This window comes from Streptomyces sp. NPDC047002 (genome assembly GCF_040704505.1).
GTDB lineage: Bacteria > Actinomycetota > Actinomycetes > Streptomycetales > Streptomycetaceae > Streptomyces.
In genome coordinates, this window is sequence record NZ_JBEYWC010000005.1 from 159,900 (window position 1) to 184,260 (window position 24,361).

28 protein-coding genes are annotated in these 24,361 nt (G+C 73.4%); 20 read left to right on the forward strand and 8 right to left on the reverse strand.

The window, feature by feature from the left end; all coding sequences use genetic code 11:
* Position 1: 1 nt before the first annotated feature.
* From AB0910_RS07655 to AB0910_RS07685, 7 genes are all read right to left on the reverse strand, one after another.
* A complete protein-coding gene (locus tag AB0910_RS07655; RefSeq protein ID WP_366743600.1) occupies positions 2 to 1,099 on the reverse strand; it encodes an aminotransferase class V-fold PLP-dependent enzyme in 1,098 nt (365 codons plus the stop codon).
* 85 nt (positions 1,100 to 1,184) lie between these two features.
* Entirely contained in the window at positions 1,185 to 2,141 is a 957-nt protein-coding gene (locus AB0910_RS07660) for a phosphotriesterase (protein ID WP_366743601.1), read from the reverse strand.
* Between the two features lie 58 nt (positions 2,142 to 2,199).
* Complete coding sequence (locus tag AB0910_RS07665; protein ID WP_366743602.1) at positions 2,200 to 3,633, reverse strand: YhfT family protein; 1,434 nt, start codon at positions 3,631 to 3,633, stop codon at positions 2,200 to 2,202.
* A gap of 38 nt (positions 3,634 to 3,671) precedes the next feature.
* Entirely contained in the window at positions 3,672 to 4,028 is a 357-nt protein-coding gene (locus AB0910_RS07670) for a DUF2620 domain-containing protein (RefSeq protein ID WP_366743603.1), read from the reverse strand.
* A gap of 62 nt (positions 4,029 to 4,090) precedes the next feature.
* On the reverse strand, positions 4,091 to 4,465 hold the full coding sequence (locus tag AB0910_RS07675) for a PRD domain-containing protein (protein ID WP_366743604.1): 375 nt from the start codon (positions 4,463 to 4,465) through the stop codon (positions 4,091 to 4,093).
* Positions 4,466 to 4,605: 140 nt separating this feature from the next.
* The gene (gene yhfZ, locus AB0910_RS07680; protein ID WP_366743605.1) at positions 4,606 to 5,544 is read right to left on the reverse strand and encodes a GntR family transcriptional regulator YhfZ; all 939 of its coding nucleotides are present in this window, start codon (positions 5,542 to 5,544) and stop codon (positions 4,606 to 4,608) included.
* Positions 5,545 to 5,633: 89 nt separating this feature from the next.
* Positions 5,634 to 6,488: a methyltransferase domain-containing protein gene (locus AB0910_RS07685; protein ID WP_366743606.1), complete on the reverse strand. Its 855-nt coding sequence runs from the start codon at positions 6,486 to 6,488 to the stop codon at positions 5,634 to 5,636.
* A gap of 209 nt (positions 6,489 to 6,697) precedes the next feature.
* Here AB0910_RS07685 and proS point away from each other — a divergent pair, with 209 nt between their 5' ends.
* From proS to AB0910_RS07775, 18 genes are all read left to right on the forward strand, one after another.
* Entirely contained in the window at positions 6,698 to 8,110 is a 1,413-nt protein-coding gene (gene proS / locus AB0910_RS07690; protein ID WP_366743607.1) for a proline--tRNA ligase, read from the forward strand.
* A 280-nt stretch (positions 8,111 to 8,390) separates the two neighbouring features.
* Positions 8,391 to 8,999, forward strand: a complete 609-nt coding sequence (locus AB0910_RS07695; protein ID WP_345653168.1) for a hypothetical protein — start codon at positions 8,391 to 8,393, stop codon at positions 8,997 to 8,999.
* Between the two features lie 269 nt (positions 9,000 to 9,268).
* Entirely contained in the window at positions 9,269 to 9,709 is a 441-nt protein-coding gene (rpsP, locus tag AB0910_RS07700; protein ID WP_366743608.1) for a 30S ribosomal protein S16, read from the forward strand.
* Between the two features lie 2 nt (positions 9,710 to 9,711).
* A complete protein-coding gene (locus tag AB0910_RS07705; protein ID WP_366743609.1) occupies positions 9,712 to 9,951 on the forward strand; it encodes an RNA-binding protein in 240 nt (79 codons plus the stop codon).
* A 78-nt stretch (positions 9,952 to 10,029) separates the two neighbouring features.
* Entirely contained in the window at positions 10,030 to 10,671 is a 642-nt protein-coding gene (gene rimM / locus AB0910_RS07710; protein ID WP_366743610.1) for a ribosome maturation factor RimM, read from the forward strand.
* Positions 10,668 to 11,489 carry a tRNA (guanosine(37)-N1)-methyltransferase TrmD gene (gene trmD, locus AB0910_RS07715; RefSeq protein WP_366743611.1) on the forward strand — a complete coding sequence of 274 codons (822 nt, stop codon included), beginning with the start codon at positions 10,668 to 10,670 and terminating at the stop codon, positions 11,487 to 11,489. The genes rimM and trmD overlap by 4 nt, the downstream gene beginning before the upstream one ends.
* 130 nt (positions 11,490 to 11,619) lie before the next feature.
* Positions 11,620 to 11,970, forward strand: coding sequence for a 50S ribosomal protein L19 (gene rplS, locus AB0910_RS07720; RefSeq protein WP_225013609.1), 351 nt, complete (start codon positions 11,620 to 11,622; stop codon positions 11,968 to 11,970).
* Between the two features lie 40 nt (positions 11,971 to 12,010).
* Entirely contained in the window at positions 12,011 to 12,868 is an 858-nt protein-coding gene (gene lepB, locus AB0910_RS07725) for a signal peptidase I (RefSeq protein ID WP_366743612.1), read from the forward strand.
* Positions 12,861 to 13,943 carry a signal peptidase I gene (lepB, locus tag AB0910_RS07730; protein WP_366743613.1) on the forward strand — a complete coding sequence of 361 codons (1,083 nt, stop codon included), beginning with the start codon at positions 12,861 to 12,863 and terminating at the stop codon, positions 13,941 to 13,943. Before lepB (AB0910_RS07725) ends, lepB (AB0910_RS07730) begins: the two co-directional genes overlap by 8 nt.
* Positions 13,865 to 14,794, forward strand: a complete 930-nt coding sequence (gene lepB / locus AB0910_RS07735) for a signal peptidase I (RefSeq protein WP_366743702.1) — start codon at positions 13,865 to 13,867, stop codon at positions 14,792 to 14,794. The genes lepB (AB0910_RS07730) and lepB (AB0910_RS07735) overlap by 79 nt, the downstream gene beginning before the upstream one ends.
* 56 nt (positions 14,795 to 14,850) lie before the next feature.
* Positions 14,851 to 15,606, forward strand: a complete 756-nt coding sequence (lepB, locus tag AB0910_RS07740) for a signal peptidase I (protein WP_366743614.1) — start codon at positions 14,851 to 14,853, stop codon at positions 15,604 to 15,606.
* On the forward strand, positions 15,596 to 16,084 hold the full coding sequence (locus AB0910_RS07745) for an NUDIX hydrolase (RefSeq protein ID WP_366743615.1): 489 nt from the start codon (positions 15,596 to 15,598) through the stop codon (positions 16,082 to 16,084). Before lepB (AB0910_RS07740) ends, AB0910_RS07745 begins: the two co-directional genes overlap by 11 nt.
* Positions 16,085 to 16,136: 52 nt before the next feature.
* On the forward strand, positions 16,137 to 16,448 hold the full coding sequence (locus AB0910_RS07750; protein WP_225013617.1) for a DUF2469 domain-containing protein: 312 nt from the start codon (positions 16,137 to 16,139) through the stop codon (positions 16,446 to 16,448).
* A gap of 162 nt (positions 16,449 to 16,610) precedes the next feature.
* The gene (locus AB0910_RS07755) at positions 16,611 to 16,973 is read left to right on the forward strand and encodes a YraN family protein (RefSeq protein ID WP_366743616.1); all 363 of its coding nucleotides are present in this window, start codon (positions 16,611 to 16,613) and stop codon (positions 16,971 to 16,973) included.
* Positions 16,974 to 18,605 carry a YifB family Mg chelatase-like AAA ATPase gene (locus tag AB0910_RS07760; protein WP_366743617.1) on the forward strand — a complete coding sequence of 544 codons (1,632 nt, stop codon included), beginning with the start codon at positions 16,974 to 16,976 and terminating at the stop codon, positions 18,603 to 18,605.
* Positions 18,602 to 19,789, forward strand: a complete 1,188-nt coding sequence (gene dprA, locus AB0910_RS07765; RefSeq protein WP_366743618.1) for a DNA-processing protein DprA — start codon at positions 18,602 to 18,604, stop codon at positions 19,787 to 19,789. Before AB0910_RS07760 ends, dprA begins: the two co-directional genes overlap by 4 nt.
* Positions 19,790 to 19,958: 169 nt before the next feature.
* Entirely contained in the window at positions 19,959 to 20,795 is an 837-nt protein-coding gene (gene whiG / locus AB0910_RS07770; protein WP_366743619.1) for an RNA polymerase sigma factor WhiG, read from the forward strand.
* A 33-nt stretch (positions 20,796 to 20,828) separates the two neighbouring features.
* Positions 20,829 to 21,392 (forward strand): helix-turn-helix domain-containing protein, encoded by a 564-nt coding sequence (locus AB0910_RS07775; protein ID WP_366743703.1) that lies wholly within the window; start codon positions 20,829 to 20,831, stop codon positions 21,390 to 21,392.
* A 27-nt stretch (positions 21,393 to 21,419) separates the two neighbouring features.
* Here the strand turns inward: AB0910_RS07775 and AB0910_RS07780 are convergent, their stop codons facing one another.
* Positions 21,420 to 22,037 (reverse strand): M23 family metallopeptidase, encoded by a 618-nt coding sequence (locus AB0910_RS07780; protein ID WP_366743620.1) that lies wholly within the window; start codon positions 22,035 to 22,037, stop codon positions 21,420 to 21,422.
* Positions 22,038 to 22,311: 274 nt separating this feature from the next.
* Between AB0910_RS07780 and rpsB the strand changes: the two genes are divergently transcribed.
* Positions 22,312 to 23,271, forward strand: coding sequence for a 30S ribosomal protein S2 (gene rpsB, locus AB0910_RS07785; RefSeq protein ID WP_366743621.1), 960 nt, complete (start codon positions 22,312 to 22,314; stop codon positions 23,269 to 23,271).
* A gap of 82 nt (positions 23,272 to 23,353) precedes the next feature.
* Entirely contained in the window at positions 23,354 to 24,196 is an 843-nt protein-coding gene (gene tsf, locus AB0910_RS07790; protein ID WP_366743622.1) for a translation elongation factor Ts, read from the forward strand.
* The last annotated feature ends 165 nt before the right edge of the window (positions 24,197 to 24,361 follow it).

Genomic DNA, 24,361 nt, shown 5'->3' on the forward strand with positions numbered 1-24,361 from the left:
GTCAGCCCTTCAGGTCGTGCAGGGAGCGGCGGAGGATCTCGATCACGAGGTCCGCGCCGGCCCTCATCGGGTTGATCCGTACGGCCCAGTCGGCGAGTTCGGGGGCGTCGTCGAGCGACGAGCCGGACATGCGGTAGACGAGCGGGGCGATCTCGTAGCGCGAGTTCGAGCCCACGGGGTAGGGCGCGGCGCCGTGCCGGGCGGCGACGGCGGGCAGCTGCCGTGCGACCGGCCGGTCGAGCAGCACGATCAGGCAGCGGTCCTGCACGTTGGCCAGGCGCACGTCCCGCACGCCCGGCACCTCGCCCGCGGCCAGCCGCTCGGCGACCTCGGCGCCCACCCGCGACTGGACGGCCCACAGCACGGGCACGTGGGTGAGGGCGCGCAGCGCGTCGAGCGCCTGGTGGCCCTGGACCTGGCCGCCGCCCGAGTAGTTGTCGGCGCGCACGCGCTCCACCAGGTCGCGGGAGCCGACGACGGCGCCGACGCCCTCCGGGCCGTGCAGCTTGAACAGCGAGAAGCAGGAGGCGTCGGCGCCCAGTTCGACGCCGCAGGCGGGCACGCGCAGCACGGCGTAGTTGTCGTCGACGAGGGTGCGCACGCCGGCGGCCGCGCACGCGGCGAGCACCTCGGCCGGGTCGTAGGAGTCGGTGAGGCGCTGGCGGCTGTGCTGCACGTACGCCCAGCGGAAGCGGCCACCCGCGAGCGCCTCGGCGAGCGCCGCGCCGTCGTTGAAGTCGATCTCGGCGGTGCGCACGCCGAGGCCCCGCAGGGTGACGGCGGTGGTGCGGTAGACCGGCGCGCGGTGGATCAGCAGCGCCTCGCCGGGGGAGACGGCTGCCTGGAGCGCGGCCCGGATGGCGCCGGTGCCCGCGCCCTGCACGAGGGCCGCGTCGTCGGCGCCGAGGAAGGCGGCGAGCACCGCCTCGACCCCGGCCGTCGTCCGCGGCCTGCCGAGGCCCGGCACGACGCCGGTGTCCGCCTCGAACAGCTGCGGGCCCTCGAAGTGTGCCGCGGTCTGTTCGAGCAGCCTGAACTGGGTGCGTACGGCGTCCTCGACCGGCACGGTCGGCAGCGGCGCCGTCGGCGGCAGCCGCACGTCCCGCGCGCCTGCGGGCGCCTCGGAAGAAGACGAAGGGGAGGCCGGGGGTGTGGGGGGTGTGGGGGGTGTGCCCTGGGGCATGTCAGATCTCCTCGACGTCTGCGCCGGTCAGGAAGCGCAGGGGGTTGCGGCGCGTGATGAGGTCCACGAGGTCGTCGTCGACGCCCGCGGCGCGCGCCTTCGGCAGGAAGGACCGGAACAGGTGCCCGTACCCCTGGCCGCCCTCCGACTCCAGATAGCCGTGGCGTGAGATGTCGCAGCTGAGCAGGGCCCGGTCGGCGTGGCCCGCCTCCAGCAGGTCGAGCAGCAGCCGCAGCCGGGTGCCGTCGCTCTGGTAGCTCTCCTTGCCGACGGTGTCGAAGGCGACATAGGCGCCCTCGGCGGCCAGCGCGCGGTGCACGGCCGGGTCGTCGAGCAGGTCCTGGTGGCCGATCGAGACCCGGTGCGGCGCGAGCCCCGCAGCGGTGAGGATCTCCAGCTGCGCCCGGCCGCCGCGGCCGAGCTGCGCGTGGGTGGCGAGCGAGAGCCCGCTCGCCGCCGCGGCGCGTGCCGAGGCGGTCAGCACCCGGGCCTCGGCCGGGCTCGGCGCGTCGCCGTGGCTGCCGACCTCGCCGATGACGCCAGGCCGTACGCCGGTCGGGGCGCCGCCGGCTTCGAGGCCCCGCTCGATCTCGCCGAGCAGGATGTCGGTGAGCCGTCCCGGGTCCGCGCCGCCGACCTCGGCGGGGTGGAAGGGCTCGTAGTACCAGCCGGTCGCGGCGACGACGGCCACGCCGGCCTCGGCGGAGATCCGGGCCAGGGCGCGCGGGTCGCGCCCCATGCCGCGGCAGGTCAGCTCGATCACCGCACTGAGGCCGAACGCGTCGCGCAGGGCGGACAGTTCACCGGTGACCGCGGGCGCGTGGGCCGCCGGGTCGAGGACGGCGGCCCGGTCGCCCGACCGGTCGAGGTCGAGGACCAGGTGCTCGTGGGCGAGCACGGGGCCCCTGATCCGGTCCGCGGCCAGCGGGCCGGCGACGGTGCGCAGGTGGTGCTGCATGGTGCGGGTGCCTTTCCGGGCCGGGGCGCGGGGCCCCGGCCCCTGAGACGGGCGTGCCTCAGCCCTTCACCGGGGTGAACAGGTCGAGCCAGTACAGGACGTTGAGGAGGATGCCGCCGACGATCACCGCCGCGGGTGCCGCGGCCATCCGCACCACGGGCCTGCCCATCGCCTCGTTGATGAGGTAGAGGCCGCCGACGACGAGGATGCCGAGGCCGCCGCCCATCACGTTGGCCGCGAGCAGCGAGCCGAAGAGGATGGCCAGCTGCAGGGTGTCCGTGATGGCGCTGCGCAGGTGCTCGGAGGAGTCGCGGACGCTCGGGAGCTTGCCGAGCACCTTGCCGATGGAGGACAGGCCGAGGATCTCCAGGGCGAGCACCACGGCGCCCGCCACGGCCGCGAGGACCGGGTTCGGCATCAGGTAGCCGATCGGGTAGACCAGCGTGAGGCCCGCGATGCCGTACGTGCCGGAGGCCAGCGCCGTCGTCGCGATCAGCGGGATGAAGCCGAACACCCGGTAGAAGTCGACCTGGGCCGCCTCGCTGATGTGCCCCTTCGCGATCAGGAAGCTGGTCGCCTCGCCGCCGCCGAATATGTGCATCTGCGCGATGAGGCAGACGCCCGCGCCGAGGAGCATGAACAGCGGCAGGTACCGGCGCAGCCGGGTGGCGCTCGCGCTGAACAGGGACGCCATCGGGTCTTCGAGGTCGACGTCCTCGGCGGGCGCCGCGGCGGTGGCGACGCCCCCGCCGCCCGCGGGTGCGGGCGCGCCCGCACCGCCGCCGGAGCCGTCGGACGGGTGCTCGCCGGCCGCCGCCTCGGCCTCGGCCGCCCGGTCGGCCGCGCGCTGGACCAGGTCCTTGCGCACGGCGAACCCGATGAGCATCAGCACACCGGCGGCCATCGCGAGCGAGCCGGCGAACACGCTCGGCCACAGCTTCATCGTGAGGATCACGAACGCCAGCTCGACGACGGCCGTGATGCCGCCGCGCACCCTGCCGAACTGCTTGGCCACCGCGATGACAGGGAACAGCGTGAACAGGAACAGGATCGGCGTGGACATCTGCTGCATCGCGGTCAGGAAGTCCACGGGGAGCTTGTGCGCCACGTCGTTGGCGCCGTTGAGCCCGAAGACCACGAGCGCGCCCCAGGCGCCGCCGAGCAGCACCGCGAGCCACTTGCGGAACGCCAGGATGCCGAGGATGTCCGTGGGCAGGAACAGCAGCCACGGGTTGAGGACCCCGGACGAGAGCGCCATCGGCGCGCCCAGGCCGAAGATGAAGCCCGCCGAGAGCCCGAACGCGACAGCGGCGGTCGCCGCGCGCGTGGCGCGTCCCTGGATGAACTCCAGCATGAAGGGGCGGGTGCCGTCGTTGAAGACGGCCAGCGCCATGTGCGAGATGAGCGCGGTCAGCGCTGCCAGCACGATGACGGTCAGTTTCTGGGTCAGCGAGAAGTCCAGCTGGGTGCCGGCTGCCAGCACTGTGTTCACGGGGCTCACTCCTTAGTGCCCTGTCGTGTCTCGGGCGGTCAGCCCCGCGCCGCGATGGCGCGTGCCATGAGCGGGGCGATGACGTCGATCTGGTCGATCGCGAAGCCGAAGACCGTCTTGCCCTCGGCGAGCAGTGCGGTGATCTGCTCCTCGGTCGGCACGGAGCGGCCGAACGTGTGGCACTTGGCGGCGCCCACGAGGCCGAGCAGCACCCCGAGGGAGGCGCCGGCGCCGGTGTGGCAGGTGCCCAGGTAGTAGTCGGCCTGGCCGGCGCGCAGCTTCATCGCGGCGTCCATGTCGCTCGACGCGGTGATGGTGAGGCCGTCGAGCCCGAGGTCCGAGACGGTCCTGGCGACCTCGGTCTTGCCGACGCCGCCGGTCAGGATCTTCGTCATGGCTGGTTCCTTCTCTGGTCGTGCCCGGTCCTTGCGGGCCGGGAAGCGGGCGCCGCCTGCGGTCAGGCGGGGGAGTGCTGGGCGAGCACCGCCAGGTGCAGCGCCAGGAAGTTGATCTCGGACTCGGGCAGGGCGGCCCCCAGCGCGCGCTCGGCGCGGCCGGAGATCTCCCGGGCCCGCGCCACTGCCTCGGGGTGGTCCGCGAGCTCGTCGGCGACCTGCTCGTCGGTGGTGAAGGCGGCGATGGGCTCGCCGTCGAGGAGGCGGGTGAGGGCCATCATCAGGTGGCTGGTGAGCATCCCCGCCGTGTCCTCGGTCACGGTGTGCCCGCCGGCCGCCAGGGCCGCGAGCTCCTCCGTGACGAACGCGGCGACCTCGGGGCGCACCTGGCCGCTCTCGCGGAACAGCCGGATACGGAGGGCGAGCTGGTCGTCCATGGTGTGTCCTTCCTCCTTCTGACCGGTTGTGCGCGGCGGGCGGGCGGCCGGGGCGCCGCACCGGATTGTTCAGTAACCCGTATTCTGTATTTTCAGCCTACGCCTCGGCCCTGCCGAAGCGGGCGCGCCGTGCGCGCCCGTCAGTACCAGGGCGTGCGCTCCCCCTGGAGCACCTCGGTCTGGCACCGGGTGACCGCCGTGAAGTCCAGCGTGTCCCGCACGGCGGCCAGCGCCTTCGCGCCGTCCGTCCTGCCGATGACCGCGGCGCTCGAATTCCGCAGGGCCAGATCGCGGGTGACCTCGTCGCCCAGCGGGAGCACGTCGACCCCAGGCCCGAGCCGGCCGAGCGCCTCGTCCAGGTTCCACACCGTGGCGTCCGCCAGGTCGTGCTGGAACACCTCGCCCAGCTGCATGTACGACGCCTCGACCCAGGTGACGTCCGCGCGCCCGGCGAACACCCGCTCGGCCAGCATCCGCTGGTCCTCCGACGCGTGGTCCACCGCGACCCTGAGCCCCGGCGTGTCCGCGGTGAGGCCGTGGCGCACCAGCAGGCCGTGCGCCCCGACGTAGGTGGCGGGCCCGAGGTCCGCCACCAGCTCCACCGGGTGCTCCTCGATCAGCCGGTCGGCCGCGAAGCGCGAGAGCACCACCAGGTCGACCTTGCCGTCGAGCAGGGCCGTCGTGCGTGCCCCCGCGCCCCGCATGAAGGTGATCGCGAAGGGCGCGCCCGCCACCTCGAAGGCGGCGCGCAGCCCCGTCGCGAGGCCCTCGTACCGCCGCGAGTACGGCAGCGGCATCGCGGCGAGCAGGGTGCCGAGGCCGGAGAGCCGCCAGAGTATGGACCGGTCCGAGCGGACCAGGAACGTGCCCAGGTGGCCCCGCGCCGTCGTCTCGATGGCCTGGGCCTGTTCGAGCAGCTGCAGGGCGGCCTGCACGGTGCCGTTGCCCACGCCGAGCTCCTGCGCGAAGTCGCGCACGCGGGGCAGCCGCGTCTCCGGCTCGTGGTTCAGCAGGAGAACCGCGAGCTGCCGCGCGGCAAGGCCGTTGCGCGTCAGGAAACGCTCGTCAAGTCCGGTCACGCGGCGACAGTAACCAGAATCCCGGATACTGGCAAGGGTCGTCGGGCCGGAATATTCACATGGCGCTTAAGTCGAAGAGAGCGTGCAGGTCAGGGCACCCGGGCGATCAAGTACCGGAACACGTTCGGCAGCCACACCGTGCCGTCCTTGCGCAGATGCGGGTGGAGCGCCTCGGCTATCTCCTTCTCCACCTGGCGCCGGTCCGTGGCCCGCACCGCTCCGTCGAACGCGCCGGTCGACAGCATCCCGCGCACCGCGCTCGCCAGATCCGCGTACCCGAACGGGCAGGCCACCCGCCCCGAGCCGTCGGGCCGCAGCCCCGCACGCGCCGCCACGTCCTCCAGGTCGTCCCGGTGTGCGGGCCGCCACGTCCCCTTGCGCAGCCGGTCCGTCAGCCGCCCCGCCACCCCCAGCACCCCGGACGCCGCGCACCGCTCGGGCGGGCCCCAGCCGGCCAGCACCACCGGCGCGCCCCGCCGCGCCAGCGGCAGCGCCGCGCGCAGCGCGGGCACCGGGCTCAGGGTGTCCCCCGCCACAGAACCCACCGGGCGGAAGACCGTGACCACGTCGTACGGCGCCGCCTCGGGCTCCTCCGCCTCCGCCAGCCGGTCGGCGGGCAGCAGCCGGCGTGCGGCGCCGTGCCCGGCGCGCAGCCGCTCCCCGGCGAGCGCGAGCAGTTCCTCGTCCGAGTCCACCCCCGTGACCTGGGCGCCCAGCGTCGCCGCCATCAGCAGCGAGAGCCCGGAGCCGCAGCCGAGGGCGAGCAGCCGCGTCCCCTCCCGCACTTCCAGCCGCTCGTAGACCGCCTCGTACAGCGGCACCAGCATCCGCTCCTGGATCTCCGCCCAGTCGCGGGCGCGCGGACTGATGTCCGCGGGGGCGGGGGCCGCGCCCCGGTCCCTCGTCCGGTGCTGCCTGTGGTCGTCGACGAGCGTGCGTGTCATGAAAGCGCCCCAATCCGCCGAGAGGTCGGTCGTGCCCTGCCGGGCATCCTCCGTGTGTGTACGCACCCACATCCCCCCGTATGCCAGGGAACTGCGCATCGGCGGTCGCGTCCAGTGGGGGACACGTAAACTGTTCGTGTCCGGGGCGTTCGCCGCCCGGCTCCGGGCCGATTGCGGCTTCGCCACGCCGCGGCCGTACGATGCCCGCCATGGCAAAGGCACCCGTACTCACACCGCGGGCGGACGACTTCCCCCGCTGGTACCAGGACCTGATCAACAAGGCCGAGCTGGCCGACAACGGCCCCGTGCGCGGCACCATGGTGATTAGGCCGTACGGGTACGGGCTGTGGGAGCGCATGCAGTCCGAGATGGACGCCCGCATCAAGGACGCCGGGGTCTCCAACGCGTACTTCCCCCTCTTCATCCCGCAGTCGTACCTGACGCGGGAGGCCGAGCACGTCGAGGGGTTCGCGCCCGAGCTCGCCGTCGTCACCCACGGCGGCGGCAAGGAGCTCGAGGAGCCGGTCGTCGTCAGGCCCACCTCCGAGACGATCATCAACGAGTACTTCTCCAAGTGGGTGCAGAGCTACCGGGACCTCCCGCTGCTCATCAACCAGTGGGCCAACGTCGTCCGCTGGGAGCTGCGCCCCCGCGTCTTCCTGCGCACCACCGAGTTCCTCTGGCAGGAGGGCCACACCGCCCACGCCACCTACGAGGACGCCCGCGACTTCGCCGCGCACATCCACCGGAACGTGTACGGCGAGTTCATGTTCGACATGCTCGCCGTGGACGTGGTGCTCGGCCGCAAGACCCGCCGCGAGCGCTTCGCCGGCGCCGTCAACACCCTCACCCTCGAAGGCATGATGGGCGACGGCAAGGCCCTCCAGATGGGCACCTCGCACGAGCTCGGCCAGAACTTCGCCAAGGCCTTCCACACCCAGTACCTCTCCAAGGAGGGCACCCAGGAGCTGGTCTGGCAGACCTCCTGGGGCGCCTCCACCCGCATGGTCGGCGGCCTGATCATGTCGCACGGCGACGACAGCGGCCTGCGGGTCCCGCCGCGCCTCGCGCCCACCCAGGTCGTCGTCCTCGCGATCAAGGAGGACGACGCCGTCCTCGACGCGGCGCGCACCCTCGGCGCCCGGCTCAAGGACGCGGGCCTGCGCGTGCAGGTCGACGACCGCACCGACACCCCCTTCGGCCGCCGCGCCGTCGACTGGGAGCTCAAGGGCGTGCCCGTACGCGTCGAGATCGGCCCGCGCGACGTGGCGGCCGGCACGGCGATGCTGGCCCGCCGCATCCCGGGCGGCAAGGAGTCCGTCGCCCTCGACGCGCTGCCCGGGCTGCTGCCGGGACTCCTGGAGGAGGACCAGGCGCAGCTGCTGCGCGAGTCCAGGGAGCGCCGCGAGGCGCGCACCGCGGACGTGGCTACGGTCGACGAGGCCGTCGAGGCCGCGGCGACCGGCTGGGCGCGCATCCCCTGGGCCGACCTCGGCGAGGAGGGCGAGGCCAAGCTCGCCGAGCAGGGCGTCACCGTGCGCTGCCTCGTCGGCGAGGACGGCTCCGTGCCGGGCTCCGACGACGCCCCCGGCACGGTCGCCCTGGTCGCCCGCGCCTACTGAGCCGCCCGCGGGCCTGTCGCCGGAAACTCGCGGGAACCGCGAGCCGGGCCCCCGCGTCGGAGAGCCGGGGCCCGGGCGGCGGCAGGGCTGTGCGTACGACGGCTACGCGCCGCTGCGTAGCGGTCGCTACGTACCGCCTTGGTGTGAGCTGTGAGAGTTATCCACAGTTCGGCGCACCTGCCCTCGTCGGCGCGCATCCACGGCAACTGACGGGTACGGGCAAATTAATTGGGATGCCCCGTAATGGAACCCGGCGGCGATTCTGATCGTTGTACACGACGTGAGCACGACACCACCTGTTCTCGCCGCAGAGCTGGCGCAGGCGTGGGCCGACATTCAGCGGTACCACCCCGAGCTGCCGGATCTCGCCGCGCCAGAGTCCCTGATCGGAGAGTCCTCGTCCGCCTGCGGCGCCGAGCTCTCCTTCGAGCGACTGCTTCACGAAGCGGTCCACGGCATCGCCGCCGCGCGAGGAGTGCGGGACACCTCGCGCGCCGGCCGCTACCACAACCGCCGATTCCTCGCGATCGCCGAGGAGATGGGCCTCGACCACCCCGAGGAGCCGCACGCGAGCAGCGGCTTCTCGCTGGTCGCGCTCACCCCCGAGGCGAAGCGGCGCTACCGCCCGACGACGGAGCGCCTCCAGCGGGCGCTCAAAGCCCATCTGGCCGCCACCGCGGGCGACACCAAGCGCAGCTTCCGCGGGCCCGCCGCACGGCACGGCTCATCGGGCGGCGGTGTGCGGGTGAAGGCGGTCTGCGACTGCGGGCGCAACGTCCGCGTCGTGCCGTCCGTCCTCGCGCAGGCGCCGATCGTCTGCGGCGGCTGCGGCAAGCCCTTCCGCATCCCGGAGACCGAGGCGCAGGACGTCGTCGCCGCCGCGGGCTGACGCGGGAGCGCCGCACGCGCGAGCGCTCCCGCGACTCCTCGTCCGGGGCCGGGCGGCCGGGTCCACCGGCCGTCCGGCCATGCGGCGAGGCCCCGGGAGCGCGTACGGCCCTGCTCCGTACGTGTGGCACAATGAATGGCTGTACTCGACAGTCGAACAGGACCCCTCTCTCCTCCGGCTGACGCGTCCATCGGGCAGATCGGGTACCACAACCCCACGTGGCATCCCGTTGTGGCCCCACCACGTCAAGACCAGGAGACACCACTCCCGTGGCAGTCAAGATCAAGCTGAAGCGTCTGGGCAAGATCCGTTCGCCTCACTATCGCATCGTCGTCGCCGACTCCCGCACCCGCCGTGACGGCCGGGCCATCGAGGAGATCGGCCTGTACCACCCGATCGAGAACCCCTCGCGCATCCAGGTGGACTCGGACCGCGCGCGGTACTGGCTCTCCGTCGGCGCCCAGCCGACCGAGCCGGTCCTCGCCATCCTGAAGCTGACCGGCGACTGGCAGGCGCACAAGGGCCTGCCCGCCCCCGAGCCGCTGAAGCAGCCCGAGCCGAAGGCCGACCGCAGCGGACTCTTCGAGGCCGCGGCCAAGGAGGCCGGCGACGAGCCCAAGGGCGAGGCGATCACGCAGAAGGCGAAGAAGGCCGACAAGAAGGCCGACGACGCCGACTCCTCGGCCGCCGCCGAGTCGACCGAGGGCTGACGATGCTCGAGGAGGCTCTTGAGCACCTCGTGAAGGGCATCGTCGACAACCCGGACGACGTGCGCGTCGCGGAGCGCAACCTGCGCCGCGGCCGCGTCCTCGAAGTCCGCGTCCACCCCGACGACCTCGGCAAGGTGATCGGCCGCAACGGCCGCACCGCACGCGCGCTGCGCACCGTCGTGGGCGCGATCGGCGGCCGGGGCATCCGCGTCGACCTCGTCGACGTGGACCAGGTCCGCTGACGCAGTGGAACACCGGCACGGGCCGGGGAGGCTGAGCCCTCCCTGGCCCGTGCCGTTTCATCAGGAGAGGCACACGCAGTGCAGTTGGTAGTTGCCCGGGTCGGCCGCGCCCACGGGATCAGGGGCGAGGTCACCGTCGAGGTGCGCACGGACGAACCCGAGGTGAGGCTCGGCCCCGGCGCCGTGCTCGCCACGGACCCCGCCTCCGCGGGCCCCCTGACCATCGCCACCGGCCGGGTGCACAGCGGCCGGCTCCTGCTGCGCTTCGACGGCGTTGCGGACCGCGGCGCCGCGGAGGCGCTGCGCAACGTCCTGCTGATCGCCGAGGTCGACCCGGAGGAGCTCCCCGACGACCCGGACGAGTTCTACGACCACCAGCTGATGGACCTCGACGTGGTCCTCGCCGACGGCACCGAGGTCGGCCGGATCACGGAGATCTCCCACCTGCCCTCGCAGGACCTGTTCATCGTGGAGCGGCCGGACGGCAGCGAGGTGATGATCCCGTTCGTCGAGGAGATCGTCACCGAGATCGACCTCGAAGAGCAGCGGGCCGTCGTCGAGCCGCCGCCCGGCCTGCTGGACGACGCGCAGGCGGAGACGGCCGCGCCCGGGGCCGGCGCGGCCGCGGCGGGCACGGAGACGGCCGGTGGAGCCCCGGGTACGGCCGCCGACGGCAGCGGGGACGCGGGCGCGGGCGGGCCGGTGGACGGCCCCCGATGAGGCTCGACGTCGTCACGATCTTCCCCGAGTACCTCGACCCGCTCCACGTCTCCCTCGTCGGCAAGGCGCGCGCGGGCGGGCTGCTCGACGTCCGGGTGCACGACCTGCGGCAGTGGGCGTACGACCGGCACAACACCGTCGACGACACCCCCTACGGCGGCGGCCCCGGCATGGTCATGAAGACCGGACCGTGGGGTGACGCCCTGGACGAGCTCCTGGCCGACGGGTACGAGCAGGGCGCGCACGGCCCCGCCCTGGTCGTGCCCACGCCCAGCGGCCGGCCCTTTACGCAGGCGCTCGCCGTGGAGCTGTCCGAGCGCCCCTGGCTGGTCTTCGCGCCGGCCAGGTACGAAGGCATCGACGGCCGCGTCACCGCCGAGTACGCCACCAGGATGCCGGTGTACGAGGTCTCCATCGGCGACTACGTGCTCGCGGGCGGCGAGGCGGCGGTCCTGGTGATCACCGAGGCGGTCGCCCGGCTGCTGCCCGGCGTGCTCGGCAACGCCGAGTCCCACCGCGACGACTCCTTCGCGCCCGGCGCCATGGCCGACCTGCTGGAGGGGCCCGTCTTCACCAAGCCGCCCGAGTGGCGCGGCAGGGGCGTGCCCGAGGTACTGCTCAGCGGCCACCACGGCAGGGTCGCCCGCTGGCGCAGGGACGAGGCGCTGGCCAGGACCGCCGCCCACCGGCCCGATCTGATCGAGCGCTGCGACCCCGCGGCGTTCGACAAGAAGGACCGGGAGACCCTCTCCATCCTCGGCTGGGCGCCCGAGCCCGGAGGGCGATTTTGGCGCAGGCCGCCCGACGTGGAAGAATGAGCCGCTGCCGTGCGTCCGCCTGGCGCCCCTGCCACAGGGGGATCGACGCCCGTCCGACGCGAGCGGCACCCACTACCGCATCCCGATATTCCGCTGATGACCTGTGGCATCGGCGAGGAAGCAGAACCTCATGTCCAGCCTGCTCGACACCGTCGACTCCGCGTCGCTGCGGACCGACCTCCCCGCCTTCCGTCCCGGCGACACGGTCAACGTCCACGTCCGCGTCATCGAGGGCAACCGCTCCCGCATCCAGCAGTTCAAGGGCGTCGTCATCCGCCGCCAGGGTTCGGGCGTCCGCGAGACCTTCACGGTCCGCAAGGTGTCCTTCTCGGTCGGCGTCGAGCGCACCTTCCCCGTGCACAGCCCGATCTTCGAGAAGATCGAGCTGGTCAGCCGCGGCGACGTCCGCCGCGCGAAGCTGTACTACCTCCGTGAGCTGCGCGGCAAGGCCGCGAAGATCAAGGAGAAGCGCGACAACTGACCGCCGGGTCCACAGCGGGGCCCGATAAGCTCAGGGCCCGATGGACAGCGACGCGTACGACACCGAGCGCGGCCCCTCGCCCGCCCCTCCACGGGACGGCGACGAGGGGCCGCGCTCCGTGTGTCCCGGGGGCTCCGACCGGCCGGGTCCCGATCAGCAGGGCCCTGAGGAGCCGGGGCCCGACGAGCCGGGCGCCGTGGGACGGGAGGAGGCCGCGGGAGCGCGCGGCCCGCTCTCCTGGCGCGGGGTCTTCGGCGTCGGGGTGCTGTGCGTGGTGTGCGCGCTGCTGGTCAGCCACTTCGTGATGCAGCCGTTCCTGATCCCGAGCGGTTCGATGGAGCCCACGCTGCGCGTCGGCGACCGGGTCCTCGTCGACAAGCTGGCGTACCGTTTCGGCGGCACGGTCGCGCGCGGCGACGTGGTGGTGTTCGACGGCACGGGCTCCTTCGTCCAGGAGGCGCCGCCCGTCAACCCCGTCACCTCCCTGGTGCGCGGCGCGGCCGCCGCCGTGGGCCTCGCGGGCCCCTCGGACACGGACTACGTCAAGCGCGTCGTGGGCGTGGGCGGCGACCGGGTCGTCTGCTGCACGGCGGGGGGCCGCATCGAGGTGAACGGGCGGGCCGTGAGCGAGCCGTACGTGATGCCGGGCGACGCACCCTCAAGTGTCAGGTTCGACATCGTGGTGCCGCCGGGCACCCTCTTCGTCCTCGGCGACCACCGCGCCGACTCGCGGGACTCCCGCGACCACCTCGGCGACCCCGGCGGCGGCATGGTGCCCGTGGACCGGGTCATCGGCCGGGCCAGGTGGATCGCCTGGCCGCTGAGCCACTGGGCGTCCGTACGCGGCGGCCGCGCGCTGTTCGCGCGCGTGCCCGCGCCCGGCGGCGCGCATGGGTAGGCGCGGCCGTCCCGCCGGCCACGGCCCGCGGGGCGGTCCCGAGGGTGCCGCCCTGGCGGGCAGGGCGGAGCGCAGGCGGCTGGCCCGGCGCGTCAAGCGGCGCAGACGGCGCTCGGCCGTCACCGAGATACCCCTGCTGATCGTCGTCGCCGTGGTGATCGCGCTCGTCCTGAAGACCTTCCTGGTGCAGGCGTTCGTGATCCCCTCGGGCTCGATGGAGGACACGATCCGCATCGGCGACCGGGTCCTCGTCGACAAGCTGACTCCGTGGTTCGGGTCGCGGCCGCACCGCGGCGACGTCGTCGTCTTCAAGGACCCGGGCGACTGGCTGGCCGGCGAGCGGCAGGCGCCCGACACCTCAGGGCCCGGCGTGCGGCAGCTGAAGAAGGGCCTGACGTTCATCGGCCTGCTGCCCTCGGCGGACGACCGCGACCTCATCAAGCGGGTCGTGGGCATCGGCGGTGACACCGTCAAATGTTGTGACGCGAACGGCAAAGTCACCGTCAACGGAAAAGCCCTCGACGAGCCCTATCTCTACCCGGGCAACGCGCCGTCGACGATCTCGTTCGACGTGAAAGTGCCCGAGGGACGGCTGTTTTTCCTCGGCGACCACCGTGCCCTTTCCGCGGACTCGCGCTACCACATGGACGAGGAATTCCAGGGCACGGTGCCTCTTTCCGACGTCGTGGGCCGCGCCGTGGTGATCGCCTGGCCACTCGGGCACTGGCGCAGACTCGACGATCCCGCGACGTTCGGGGCGGTGGCGGGCCCTGGCGGCGCGCCCGCGGCCGCTGCCCCTAGGGTGGCTCGTCGGGCCTCGGACGGATTGCCCGCGCCCCCGAGCCCTGCGGAACTTCCGCTCGTTATGGGAGTGGTGGTTCTGTCCCGGCAGCGGGGCGGACGCCCGCACGGAGTGGGCCCGCACCCGGCGGGGTCACACGCAGTGAATTCGGACCCGACGGATTCACACAAGGTGAAGGAGTGGATGTGGGGGATGTGGCGGTCGGCTCACGATCAGGACAGGAAGGCCCGGAAGAGGGCCGCGAGCAGCTCGCCGAGTCGCCCGAAGCCCTGACCGACGGAGTGCCTGGAATGCCTGGTGAAGTGATGGAAGACGAGCGGACGCACAGGGGCGGCAGGTCGCGCAGGCAGCGGCAGCGGGGGCAGCAGCGCTCCTTCTGGAAGGAACTGCCGCTGCTGGTCGTCATCGCCCTCGCCCTCGCGCTGGTGATCAAGACGTTCCTCGTGCAGGCGTTCTCGATCCCCTCGGACTCGATGCAGGACACCCTCCAGCGGGGCGACCGGGTCCTGGTCGACAAGCTGACCCCGTGGTTCGGCTCCGAGCCGCAGCGCGGCGAGGTCGTCGTCTTCCACGACCCGGGCGGCTGGCTCGAAGGCGAGCCCACCCCCCAGCAGAACGTGGTGCAGAAGGGCCTCAGCTTCATCGGCCTGATGCCGTCCGCCGAGGAGAAGGACCTGATCAAGCGGGTCATCGCGGTGGGCGGCGACACCGTCTCCTGCAAGAAGGGCGGCCCGGTCGTCGTCAACGGCCACGCGCTGAGCGAGTCCGGCTACATCTTCCCCGGCAACACCCCGTGCGACGACATGCCGTTCGGCCCGATCAAGGTCCCGCAGGGCCGCATCTGGGTCATGGGCGACCACCGCCAGGACTCCAGCGACTCCCGCTACCACCAGAACCTCCCCGGAAACGGCACGGTCTCCACAAAGGACGTCGTCGGGCGCGCCTTCGTGGTCGCCTGGCCCGTCAACCGCTGGCACATCCTCGGCGTCCCCGGCACCTTTGACCAGTCAGGACTCAGCGCGGCCGCCCTCACGGCGGCCCCCGGCGCCGCCGGCGTCGCGGGGGCCGTACCGCTGGTCCTGTGGCGCCGCAGGCGGCTCACCGGCCCGGGTACCGCCGGGTAGGGTGCCTCCCGGAATCCCGAGGGCCGGGATCACACTCCGAACGGGGGCGTGCCGGGATGAGCAGGGCAGGACGGACGAAGGGCGGCGGCGGCCGCCTCGGCAGCAGGCTGTCGGGGCTGGTCGTCGCCGTCGGCTGTGTGCTGTTCCTCGGCGGCTTCGCCTGGGCCGCCGTCGCGTACCAGCCCTACACCGTGCCCACCGGCTCCATGACCCCCACGGTGGACGCGGGTGACAAGGTCCTCGCCCAGCGGATAGCGGGCAGCGCCGTGCACCGGGGCGACGTGGTCGTCTTCAAGGACGCGGAGTGGGGCGAGCTGCCGCTGGTCAAGCGGGTCGTCGGCGTCGGCGGCGACACCGTCGCCTGCTGCGACAAGCAGGGCAGGCTGACCGTGAACGGCACCGCCCTCGACGAGCCCTACACCGACAAGTCGCTCGCGGGAAACCGTGCCGCGGGCGCGAACTTCTCCGCGAAGGTGCCGGCGGGCGAGCTGTTCATGCTCGGCGACGCCCGCGCCACGTCGCTCGACTCGCGCGTCCACCTCCAGGACCGGGAGCAGGGCTCGGTGCCCCGCTCGGACGTACGGGGGCGGGTCGACGCGGTCGTCTGGCCGCCCGCCCGCACGGTGGCGCGGCCCGCCGCGTTCGCCGCCCTGCCGGGCGGCGTCTCGGCCCCCGGGCCGCTGCGGCTGATGGCGGGGGCCGTGATCGCGGGAGCCGTCCTGATCTTCGTCGGCGCCGCCCTCGGCCCGCTGCTCAACCGGCGCGGCAGGACCCGCAGCACGCCCGCGGCGGAGCCCGCCGGTGCCCGCTGAGCCGCGGCGCGTGGCCCGCATGGTGCTGCTCGACCCCGACGACCGCATCCTGCTGATCCACGGGCACGAACCCGCCGATCCCGCGCTCACCTGGTGGTTCACCCCCGGCGGCGGTCTTGAGGGCGGCGAGAGCCACGAGCAGGCCGTGCGCCGCGAGCTCGCGGAGGAGACGGGGATCACCCGGATCGATCTCGGCCCGGTGCTGTGGCGCCGCAGGTGCTCCTTCCCCTTCGACGGGCGGCGCTGGGACCAGGACGAGTGGTACTTCCTCGGGCGTACGGAACAGACGGAGGCGGCGCCCGCGGGCCTGACCGAGCTGGAGCGGCGCAGCGTCGCGGGGCTGCGGTGGTGGACCTGCGCGGAACTGGAGGCGACGCGTGAGACGGTGTACCCGACCAGGCTCGCCGGGCTGCTGCGTACGCTGCTCGACGAGGGTCCCCCCGGTGCGCCGCTGATGCTCGGTACCGAAACCGCCTAGCGGCGGCCCGCACCGGAGCACAATGGGGGGACGAACGGCTGAAGGGGATGCCATGAGCGCCGAGGACCTCGAGAAGTACGAGACCGAGATGGAGCTGAAGCTCTACCGGGAGTACCGAGATGTCGTCGGCCTGTTCAAATACGTGATCGAGACCGAGCGCCGTTTCTACCTCACCAATGACTACGAGATGCAGGTGCACTCGGTGCAGGGCGAGGTCTTCTTCGAAGTCACGATGGCGGATGCCTGGGTCTGGGACATGTACAGGCCGGCCAGGTTCGTCAAGCAGGTGCGCGTCCTGACATTCAAGGACGTGAACATCGAGGAGCTCAACAAGAACGACGACCTGGAGCTCCCCGCGGGCTGACCGCAGCGGCGGCCCCCGCCGCTCTCCCCGCTCGCCCCCGCCTGACTCACTCGGACGGGTGACCGGGTTGTCCACAGCCCGGAGAGTTGTCCACCGTTCCCCGACCAAGATCCACCCGGTTCCCCGCCGTGCGCCAGAGTCGGTGCCGGAGGTGGTGCCGAGATGAACGCGACGGGGGCACTGGGGCGGTACGGAGAGGGGCTCGCGGCCCGGCGGCTGACCGCTGCGGGCATGCGCGTGCTCGCGCGGAACTGGCGGTGCGGCAGGACCGGCGAGATCGACATCGTGGCGATGGACGCCGACACGCTCGTGGTCTGCGAGGTGAAGACCCGCAGGGCGGGCGGCTTCCAGCACCCGATGGCGGCGATCACGCCGGTCAAGGCCGACCGGCTCAGACGCCTCGCGGCCTGCTGGATCGAGCGGTCGTCGGGGCCGCCACCCGGCGGTGTGCGCATCGACCTGGTCGGGGTGGTGCTGCCGGAGCGCGGCAGCCCCGAGGTCGAGCATGTGCGGGGGGTGGCCTGAATGGCGTTCGCACGCGCGTGCTCCGTCGCCCTCGTCGGCGTCGAGGGCGTGGTGGTGGAGGTCCAGGCCGACCTGGAGCCAGGGGTCGCGGCCTTCACCCTGGTGGGGCTGCCCGACAAGAGCCTGGTGGAGAGCAAGGACCGGGTGCGGGCCGCCGTGGTCAACGCCGGCGTCCCGTGGCCGCAGAAGAAGCTCACGGTGAGCCTCAGCCCGGCCTTCGTGCCCAAGTCCGGCAGCGGTTTCGACCTCGCCGTGGCCGCCGCTGTGCTCGGTGCGGCCGAGCGCATCGACCCGCGCGCCATCGAGGACCTGGTGCTCATCGGCGAGCTGGGCCTCGACGGGCGGGTCAGACCGGTCCGCGGGGTGCTGCCCGCGGTGCTCGCCGCGGCCGAGGCGGGGTACCGGCAGGTCGTCGTCCCCGAGCGGACCGCGGGCGAGGCCGCGCTGGTGCCCGGGGTGTCCGTGCTCGGGGTGCGCAGCCTCGGCCAGCTGATCGCGGTCCTCGGCGACGAGCCGGTGCCCGACGAACCCGCCCAGGAGCGGGACGGCAGGCCCGACGCGATGCTCGCAGGGCTCTCGGTGCCGGGCGCGGGGGCGGGCACGGGCATCGTGCCGGGCGCCACGGGCCCCGACCTGGCGGACGTCGCCGGGCAGGGCGCGGCGCGCGCCGCACTCGAGGTCGCCGCGGCCGGCGGGCACCACCTGCTGCTCTCAGGGCCTCCCGGCGCGGGCAAGACCATGCTCGCCGAGCGGCTGCCAGGGATCCTGCCGCCGCTGACGGGGCAGGAGTCGCTGGAGGTGACCGCCGTGCACTCGGTCGCCGGCATCCTCCCGCCGGGCGAGCCCCTGGTGCGCACGGCGCCCTACTGCGCCCCGCACCACTCGGCGACGATGCAGGCGCTCGTCGGCGGCGGCAACGGCCTGCCGAGGCCCGGCGCGGTCTCCCTCGCCCACCGGGGGGTCCTCTTCCTCGACGAGGCCCCGGAATTCGCCGGACGCGCCCTGGACGCGCTGCGCCAGCCGCTGGAATCCGGCCACGTCGTGGTGGCACGCAGCGCGGGGGTGGTGCGGCTGCCCGCGCGGTTCCTGATGGTGCTCGCCGCCAACCCCTGCCCGTGCGGCAGGCGCGGCGGCCCCGCGGCGGCCTGCGAGTGCCCGCCCTCGGCCGTGCGCCGCTACCAGGCCCGGCTGTCCGGGCCCCTGCTCGACCGGGTGGACCTGCGGGTCGAGGTGCAGCCCGTGCAGCGCGCCGACCTGCTGGGCGACGGCACCAGGGGCGAGCCGAGCGCGGTGGTCGCCGCCCGGGTCCGCACGGCAAGACGGCGCGCAGCCGAGCGGTACGCGGGCATGCCCTGGGGGCTCAACAGCGAGGTGCCGGGGCACGAGCTGCGCACCCGCTGGCCCCTCGCGCCCGGCGCGCTCGCCGCCGCAGAGCGCGACCTGGAGCGCGGCCTGCTCACCGCACGGGGCCTCGACCGCGTCCTCAGGGTCGCCTGGACGGTCGCCGACCTGGCCGGCCGCGACCGCCCGGGAGAGCACGACGTGGCCCTCGCCCTCGAACTCCGCACCGGCATCCCCCGAGGCGCCCTCCCGCAGGCTCCGCCGCCCGCGACACCGGTGAGGGTGCCGTGACCGGCGAGGGCGTCGTGGCCGATGCGGCGGAGACGGGGGAGCGGCGGGCCAGGGCGGCGCTGACGCGGGTGTTCGAGCCGGGCGACGAGACCGGCGGCGGGTGGCTCGCCAGGTTCGGCGCGCCCCGCCTCCTCGCCCTGCTCACCGGCGACGCGGACGAGGCCGCCGCCCGGCTCACCGGCGCGCGGCCCCGGCGGCTCGACGGGTACCGGGCACGCGCCGCGGCCGCCGATCCCGAGGCGGACCTCGCTGCGGCCCAGGCGGGCGGCGTCAGGTTCGTCTGCCCCGGCGACCCCGAGTGGCCGAGCCAGCTCGGGGACCTCGGCGCCGCCCAGCCCCTCGGGCTGTGGGTGCGGGGCACGCCCGACCTCCGGCTGTGGGCCCTGCGGTCGGTCGCCGTGGTCGGGGCCCGCGCCTGCACGCCCTACGGCGCCCATGTGGCGGCCGCGCTCGGCTGCGGGCTCGCGGCCCGCGGCTGGGTCACCGTCTCGGGCGCGGCCTTCGGCGTCGACGCCGCGGCCCACCGCGGCGCGCTCGCCGCGGGCGGGGCGACCGCCGCCGTGCTCGCCTGCGGCATCGACACGGCCTATCCCCGCGGTCATGCCGAGTTGATCGCACGCATCGCCGAACAGGGCCTCGTCATCGGTGAACTGCCGCCCGGCGACCATCCGACCCGCAGCAGGTTCATCCTGCGCAACCGCGTGATCGCCGCCCTCACCCGCGGCACCGTCGTGGTCGAGGCCGCCTACCGCAGCGGCTCCCTGTCGACGGCCCGCTGGGCGCGGCGCCTCGGGCGGTACGCGATGGGCGTGCCCGGGCCCGTGACGAGCGCGCTCTCCGGGGGCGTCCACGAACTGCTGCGCGGCGAGGGTGTGCTGGTCACGGACGCGGACGAGGTGATCGAACTGGTCGGCGCCGTCGGTGAGCTCGCCCCCGAGCGCAGGGGGCCCGTGCTGCCGAGGGACCTGCTCGGGGCGGAGTGCGCACGGGTCCTCGAATCGCTGCCCGCGCGGGGCCCCGCGGGGGTCACCGAGGTGGCGCGGGCCGCCGGGACCACGCCCGACGCGGCCCTCGCCCGGCTGGTCGAGCTTCACTCGCTCGGGTTTGTCGAACGACACAGCGACAAGTGGCATCCCGCCGGGCCGCCGCAGGGCGCGGGAGATACCCCGCCGCAGGGTGCTTGACCTGGGGCATTCGGGTGACAGGGTGAGGCGGATGACCCCCATATCCCGCTGACGGCACGGTCGGCAGGTGCGGTACCGCTCCCGCACCCATGCGCGTAACGCGACCGGCCGATCACGCTACGCTCATCCGTAAATCCCCACGTCACAGCAGAACGGCTCAAGGCACCGCATGCCCCAGCACACCTCCGGGTCCGACCGCACAGCGGCCCGGTCGGCGCCCCCACAGGCCCGGAGCGCCGACCGGCCGCCCGCGCCCTCGTCGCTCGACGAGCTGTGGCGGACCTACAAGGCGACGGGCGACAACCGGCTGCGCGAGCAGCTGATCCTGCACTACTCGCCGCTGGTGAAGTACGTCGCGGGACGGGTCAGCGTCGGCCTGCCGCCCAACGTGGAGCAGGCGGACTTCGTCTCCTCCGGGGTGTTCGGGCTGATCGACGCCATCGAGAAGTTCGACATCGGGCGGTCCATCAAGTTCGAGACGTACGCCATCACCCGCATCCGCGGCGCCATGATCGACGAGCTGCGCGCCCTGGACTGGATCCCGCGCTCCGTCCGGCAGAAGGCCCGCGCCGCCGAGCGCGCCTACGCCACCCTCGAGGCCAAGCTGCGACGCACCCCCTCGGAGAGCGAGGTGGCGGCCGAGATGGGCATCGCCGTCGACGAGCTGCACGCCGTCTTCGGCCAGCTGTCGCTCGCCAACGTCGTCGCCCTTGAGGAGCTCCTGCACGTCGGCGGCGAGGGCGACAGGCTCAGCCTCATGGACACCCTGGAGGACACCGCGGCCGACGACCCCGTCGAGGTCGCGGAGGACCGGGAGCAGCGCAGGCTCCTCGCCCGCGCCATCAACACGCTCCCCGACCGGGAGAAGACCGTCGTGACGCTCTACTACTACGAGGGGCTGACGCTGGCCGAGATCGGCAACGTCCTCGGCGTCACGGAGAGCAGGGTCAGCCAGATCCACACGAAGTCGGTCCTCCAGCTGCGAGCCAAATTGGCGGATTTGTAAAGTGGGACCGTGCCCAGGATTCGAGCGGCCTCCGTGGCCGAGCACCGGACCATGCAGCGCGACGCCCTGCTCGACGCCGCGCGCACCCTGCTGTCGGAAGGCGGCACCGAGGCGCTGACGTTCCCCGCGCTCGCCGAGCGCACGGGGCTCGCCAGGTCCTCCGTCTACGAGTACTTCCGCTCCCGCGCCGCCGTGGTCGAGGAGCTGTGCGCCGTCGACTTCCCCGTCTGGGCGGCCGAGGTGTCCGCCGCGATGGCCGCCGCGCCGACGCCCACCGCGCGGATCGAGGCGTACGTCCGCACGCAGCTTGCGCTCGTCGGGGACCGGCGCCACCGCGCCGTCGTCGCGATCTCCGCGAGCGAGCTGGACGACGGCGCCCGCGAGAAGATCCGCGCAGCCCACGGCGGGCTCGTCGCGATGGTCGTCGCCGCGCTCGGCGACCTCGGCCACCGCAGCCCCCGGCTGGCCGCCATGCTCCTCCAGGGTGTCGTGGATGCCGCCGTGCGCCGGATCGAGCTGGGCGCTGCCGAGGAGCCCGCAGAGATCGCCGAGGCCGCCGTGGCCATGGCGCTCGGCGGGGTCACGGGCCACGCCTGAGGCGGCCCCGGATCCCGCCTCCCGGCCTCACGCCGGGGACCCAGGTTCGCCGGTCCGCCCGCCGTCCGGCGGGCCCGGGCCGAGCGGCAGCAGGCGGGAGGGGCCGGGCGCGGGCAGCAGAGCCAGCGGGTCCAGATAGGCGGGGCCGCGCAGCAGCCCGAGGTGCAGGCAGCCCGCGGCGCAGTGGAAGGGCCCTGCGGCCAGCCGCCCCACCACCTGGCCCGCCCGCACCACTTCGCCCCGCGCGACCAGCGCCGCCACCGGCTCGTAGGTGACGCGCAGCGGCGGCGCCCCCGTGCCGGCCAGGACGATGGACAGGACGCCGCGCCCCGCCACGCGCCCCGCGAAGGACACCCGCCCGTCGGCCACCGCGAGCACCGCGTCGCCGGCGCGGGCCGCGAGGTCCGCGCCCCGGTGGCCCGGCCCGTAGGCGGAGGGCGGCGGCAGCCAGCCCCTGACCACCTCGGGACGCGCCGCCACAGGCCAGGACCTGCCGCCCCGCCGGCCCGCCGCGGGGCCGTGCGGCGGCAGCAGGCGCGCGGCGGGCGCCGGCGCGGCCGCGGGGGCAGCGGGCGCACCCGCCCCGGCCGGGGCCGCGCAGGCCCACAGGAGCGCGGCGGAGAGCAGCAGACGCAGAGTTGCCATGCCCCGAACTCTCCCCGCCGCAGGCCCCCGCGCGGGGATCATGAACGGCATCTGTGGACAACTCGGCGGTTGTGGACAACGCCGTCACCTGGGGGTGCGAGGGTCCCGTACAATTCCTGTGCGGCCCGGGTCACCGGGTCGACTTCGCACGCCCCGGCACCGGCGATCAGCTACCGGTGCCAGCGCCTCTCGGTCCTTTGCGGCACGGCGCGCAGGGCGTCAGGCGCGACCGCCGTCCGGCGGCCGCGACAACCGAGTACCTAGGAGTGCGGCCATGGCCGTCGTCACGATGCGGGAGCTGCTGGAGAGCGGCGTCCACTTCGGTCACCAGACCCGTCGCTGGAACCCGAAGATGAAGCGCTTCATCTTCACCGAGCGCAACGGCATCTACATCATCGACCTGCTCCAGTCGCTGTCGTACATCGACCGCGCCTACGAGTTCGTCAAGGAGACCGTCGCACACGGCGGCTCCATCATGTTCGTCGGCACCAAGAAGCAGGCGCAGGAGGCGATCGCCGAGCAGGCGACGCGCGTGGGCATGCCCTACGTCAACCAGCGCTGGCTCGGCGGCATGCTGACCAACTTCTCCACCGTCTACAAGCGCCTCCAGCGCCTCAAGGAGCTGGAGCAGATCGACTTCGACGACGTGGCCGCCTCCGGCCTCACGAAGAAGGAGCTCCTGGTCCTCTCGCGCGAGAAGGCCAAGCTGGAGAAGACCCTCGGCGGCATCCGCGAGATGCAGAAGGTGCCGAGCGCCGTCTGGATCGTCGACACCAAGAAGGAGCACATCGCCGTCGGTGAGGCGCGCAAGCTCCACATCCCGGTCGTCGCGATCCTCGACACCAACTGCGACCCCGACGAGGTCGACTACAAGATCCCGGGCAACGACGACGCGATCCGCTCCGTCACCCTGCTCACCCGCGTGATCGCCGACGCCGTCGCCGAGGGCCTCATCGCCCGCTCCGGCGTCGCGACCGGCGACCAGAAGCCGGGCGAGAAGGCCGCGGGCGAGCCGCTCGCCGAGTGGGAGCGCAACCTTCTGGAGAAGAAGGACGAGGCTCCCGCCGAGGGTGCCGCGGCCGAGGGCGCCGCAGCCCCCGCCGAGGGCGCCGCTCCCGCCGAGGACGCCGAGGTCCAGACCTCCGCCGAGACGGCCAAGGTCGCCGACGCCGAGCAGCAGGCCGAGACCCCGGCCGACCCGGCCGCGCCGGAAGCCGCCACCGAGCAGGCCTGATCCCAGGGTTCGCAGCGACGGCGGGGGCCATCGGCTCCCGCCGTCCACCCGTAGATCTTCGACTTCAAGAGAGAAACTAGAGATGGCGAACTACACCGCCGCCGACGTCAAGAAGCTCCGCGAGCTGACCGGCGCCGGCATGATGGACTGCAAGAAGGCGCTCGACGAGGCCGAGGGCAACGTCGACAAGGCCGTCGAGCTGCTCCGCGTCAAGGGTCAGAAGGGTGTCGCCAAGCGTGAGGGCCGCAACGCCGAGAACGGCGCCGTGGTCTCCCTCATCGCCGATGACCGCGCCTCCGGCGTCCTGCTCGAGCTGAAGTGCGAGACGGACTTCGTCGCCAAGGGCGACAAGTTCCAGTCCGTTGCCCAGGCGCTCGCCGAGCACGTCGCCAAGACGCAGCCCGCCGACCTCCAGGCCCTGCTCGGCTCCGAGATCGAGGCCGGCAAGACCGTCCAGGCGTACGTGGACGAGGCGAACGCCAACCTCGGCGAGAAGATCGTCCTCGACCGCTTCGCGCAGTTCCCCGCCGACGGCGGCTTCGTCGCCGCGTACATGCACCGCACCATGCCCGACCTCCCGCCGCAGGTCGGCGTCCTGGTCGAGCTGGACAAGGAGAACGCCGAGGTCGCCAAGGACGTCGCGCAGCACATCGCCGCGTTCGCGCCGAAGTACCTCACCCGCGAGGACGTCCCGGCCGACGTCGTGGAGAACGAGCGCCGCGTCGCCGAGGCCACCTCGCGCGAGGAGGGCAAGCCCGAGGCCGCCCTCCCGAAGATCGTCGAGGGCCGGGTCAACGGTTTCTTCAAGGAGGTCACCCTCCTCGACCAGCCGTTCGCCAAGGACAACAAGAAGTCCGTGAAGAAGGTCCTTGACGAGGCCGGTGTCACGCTGAAGCGCTTCGCGCGCATCCGCGTCGGCGCCTGACCCCGGCGTCGGCGCGAGCGCGCCGACCCGGTCGTACCCGGAGGACGACGGACCCCGCTAGGGTCTGACGCAGTCGTCGGCCGCGTACCCGCCGGACGACCGCAGATCCGACGAGGAGGCCATTGCCGCGAGGGACGACACCCCGACCCACCGGCAATGGCCTTC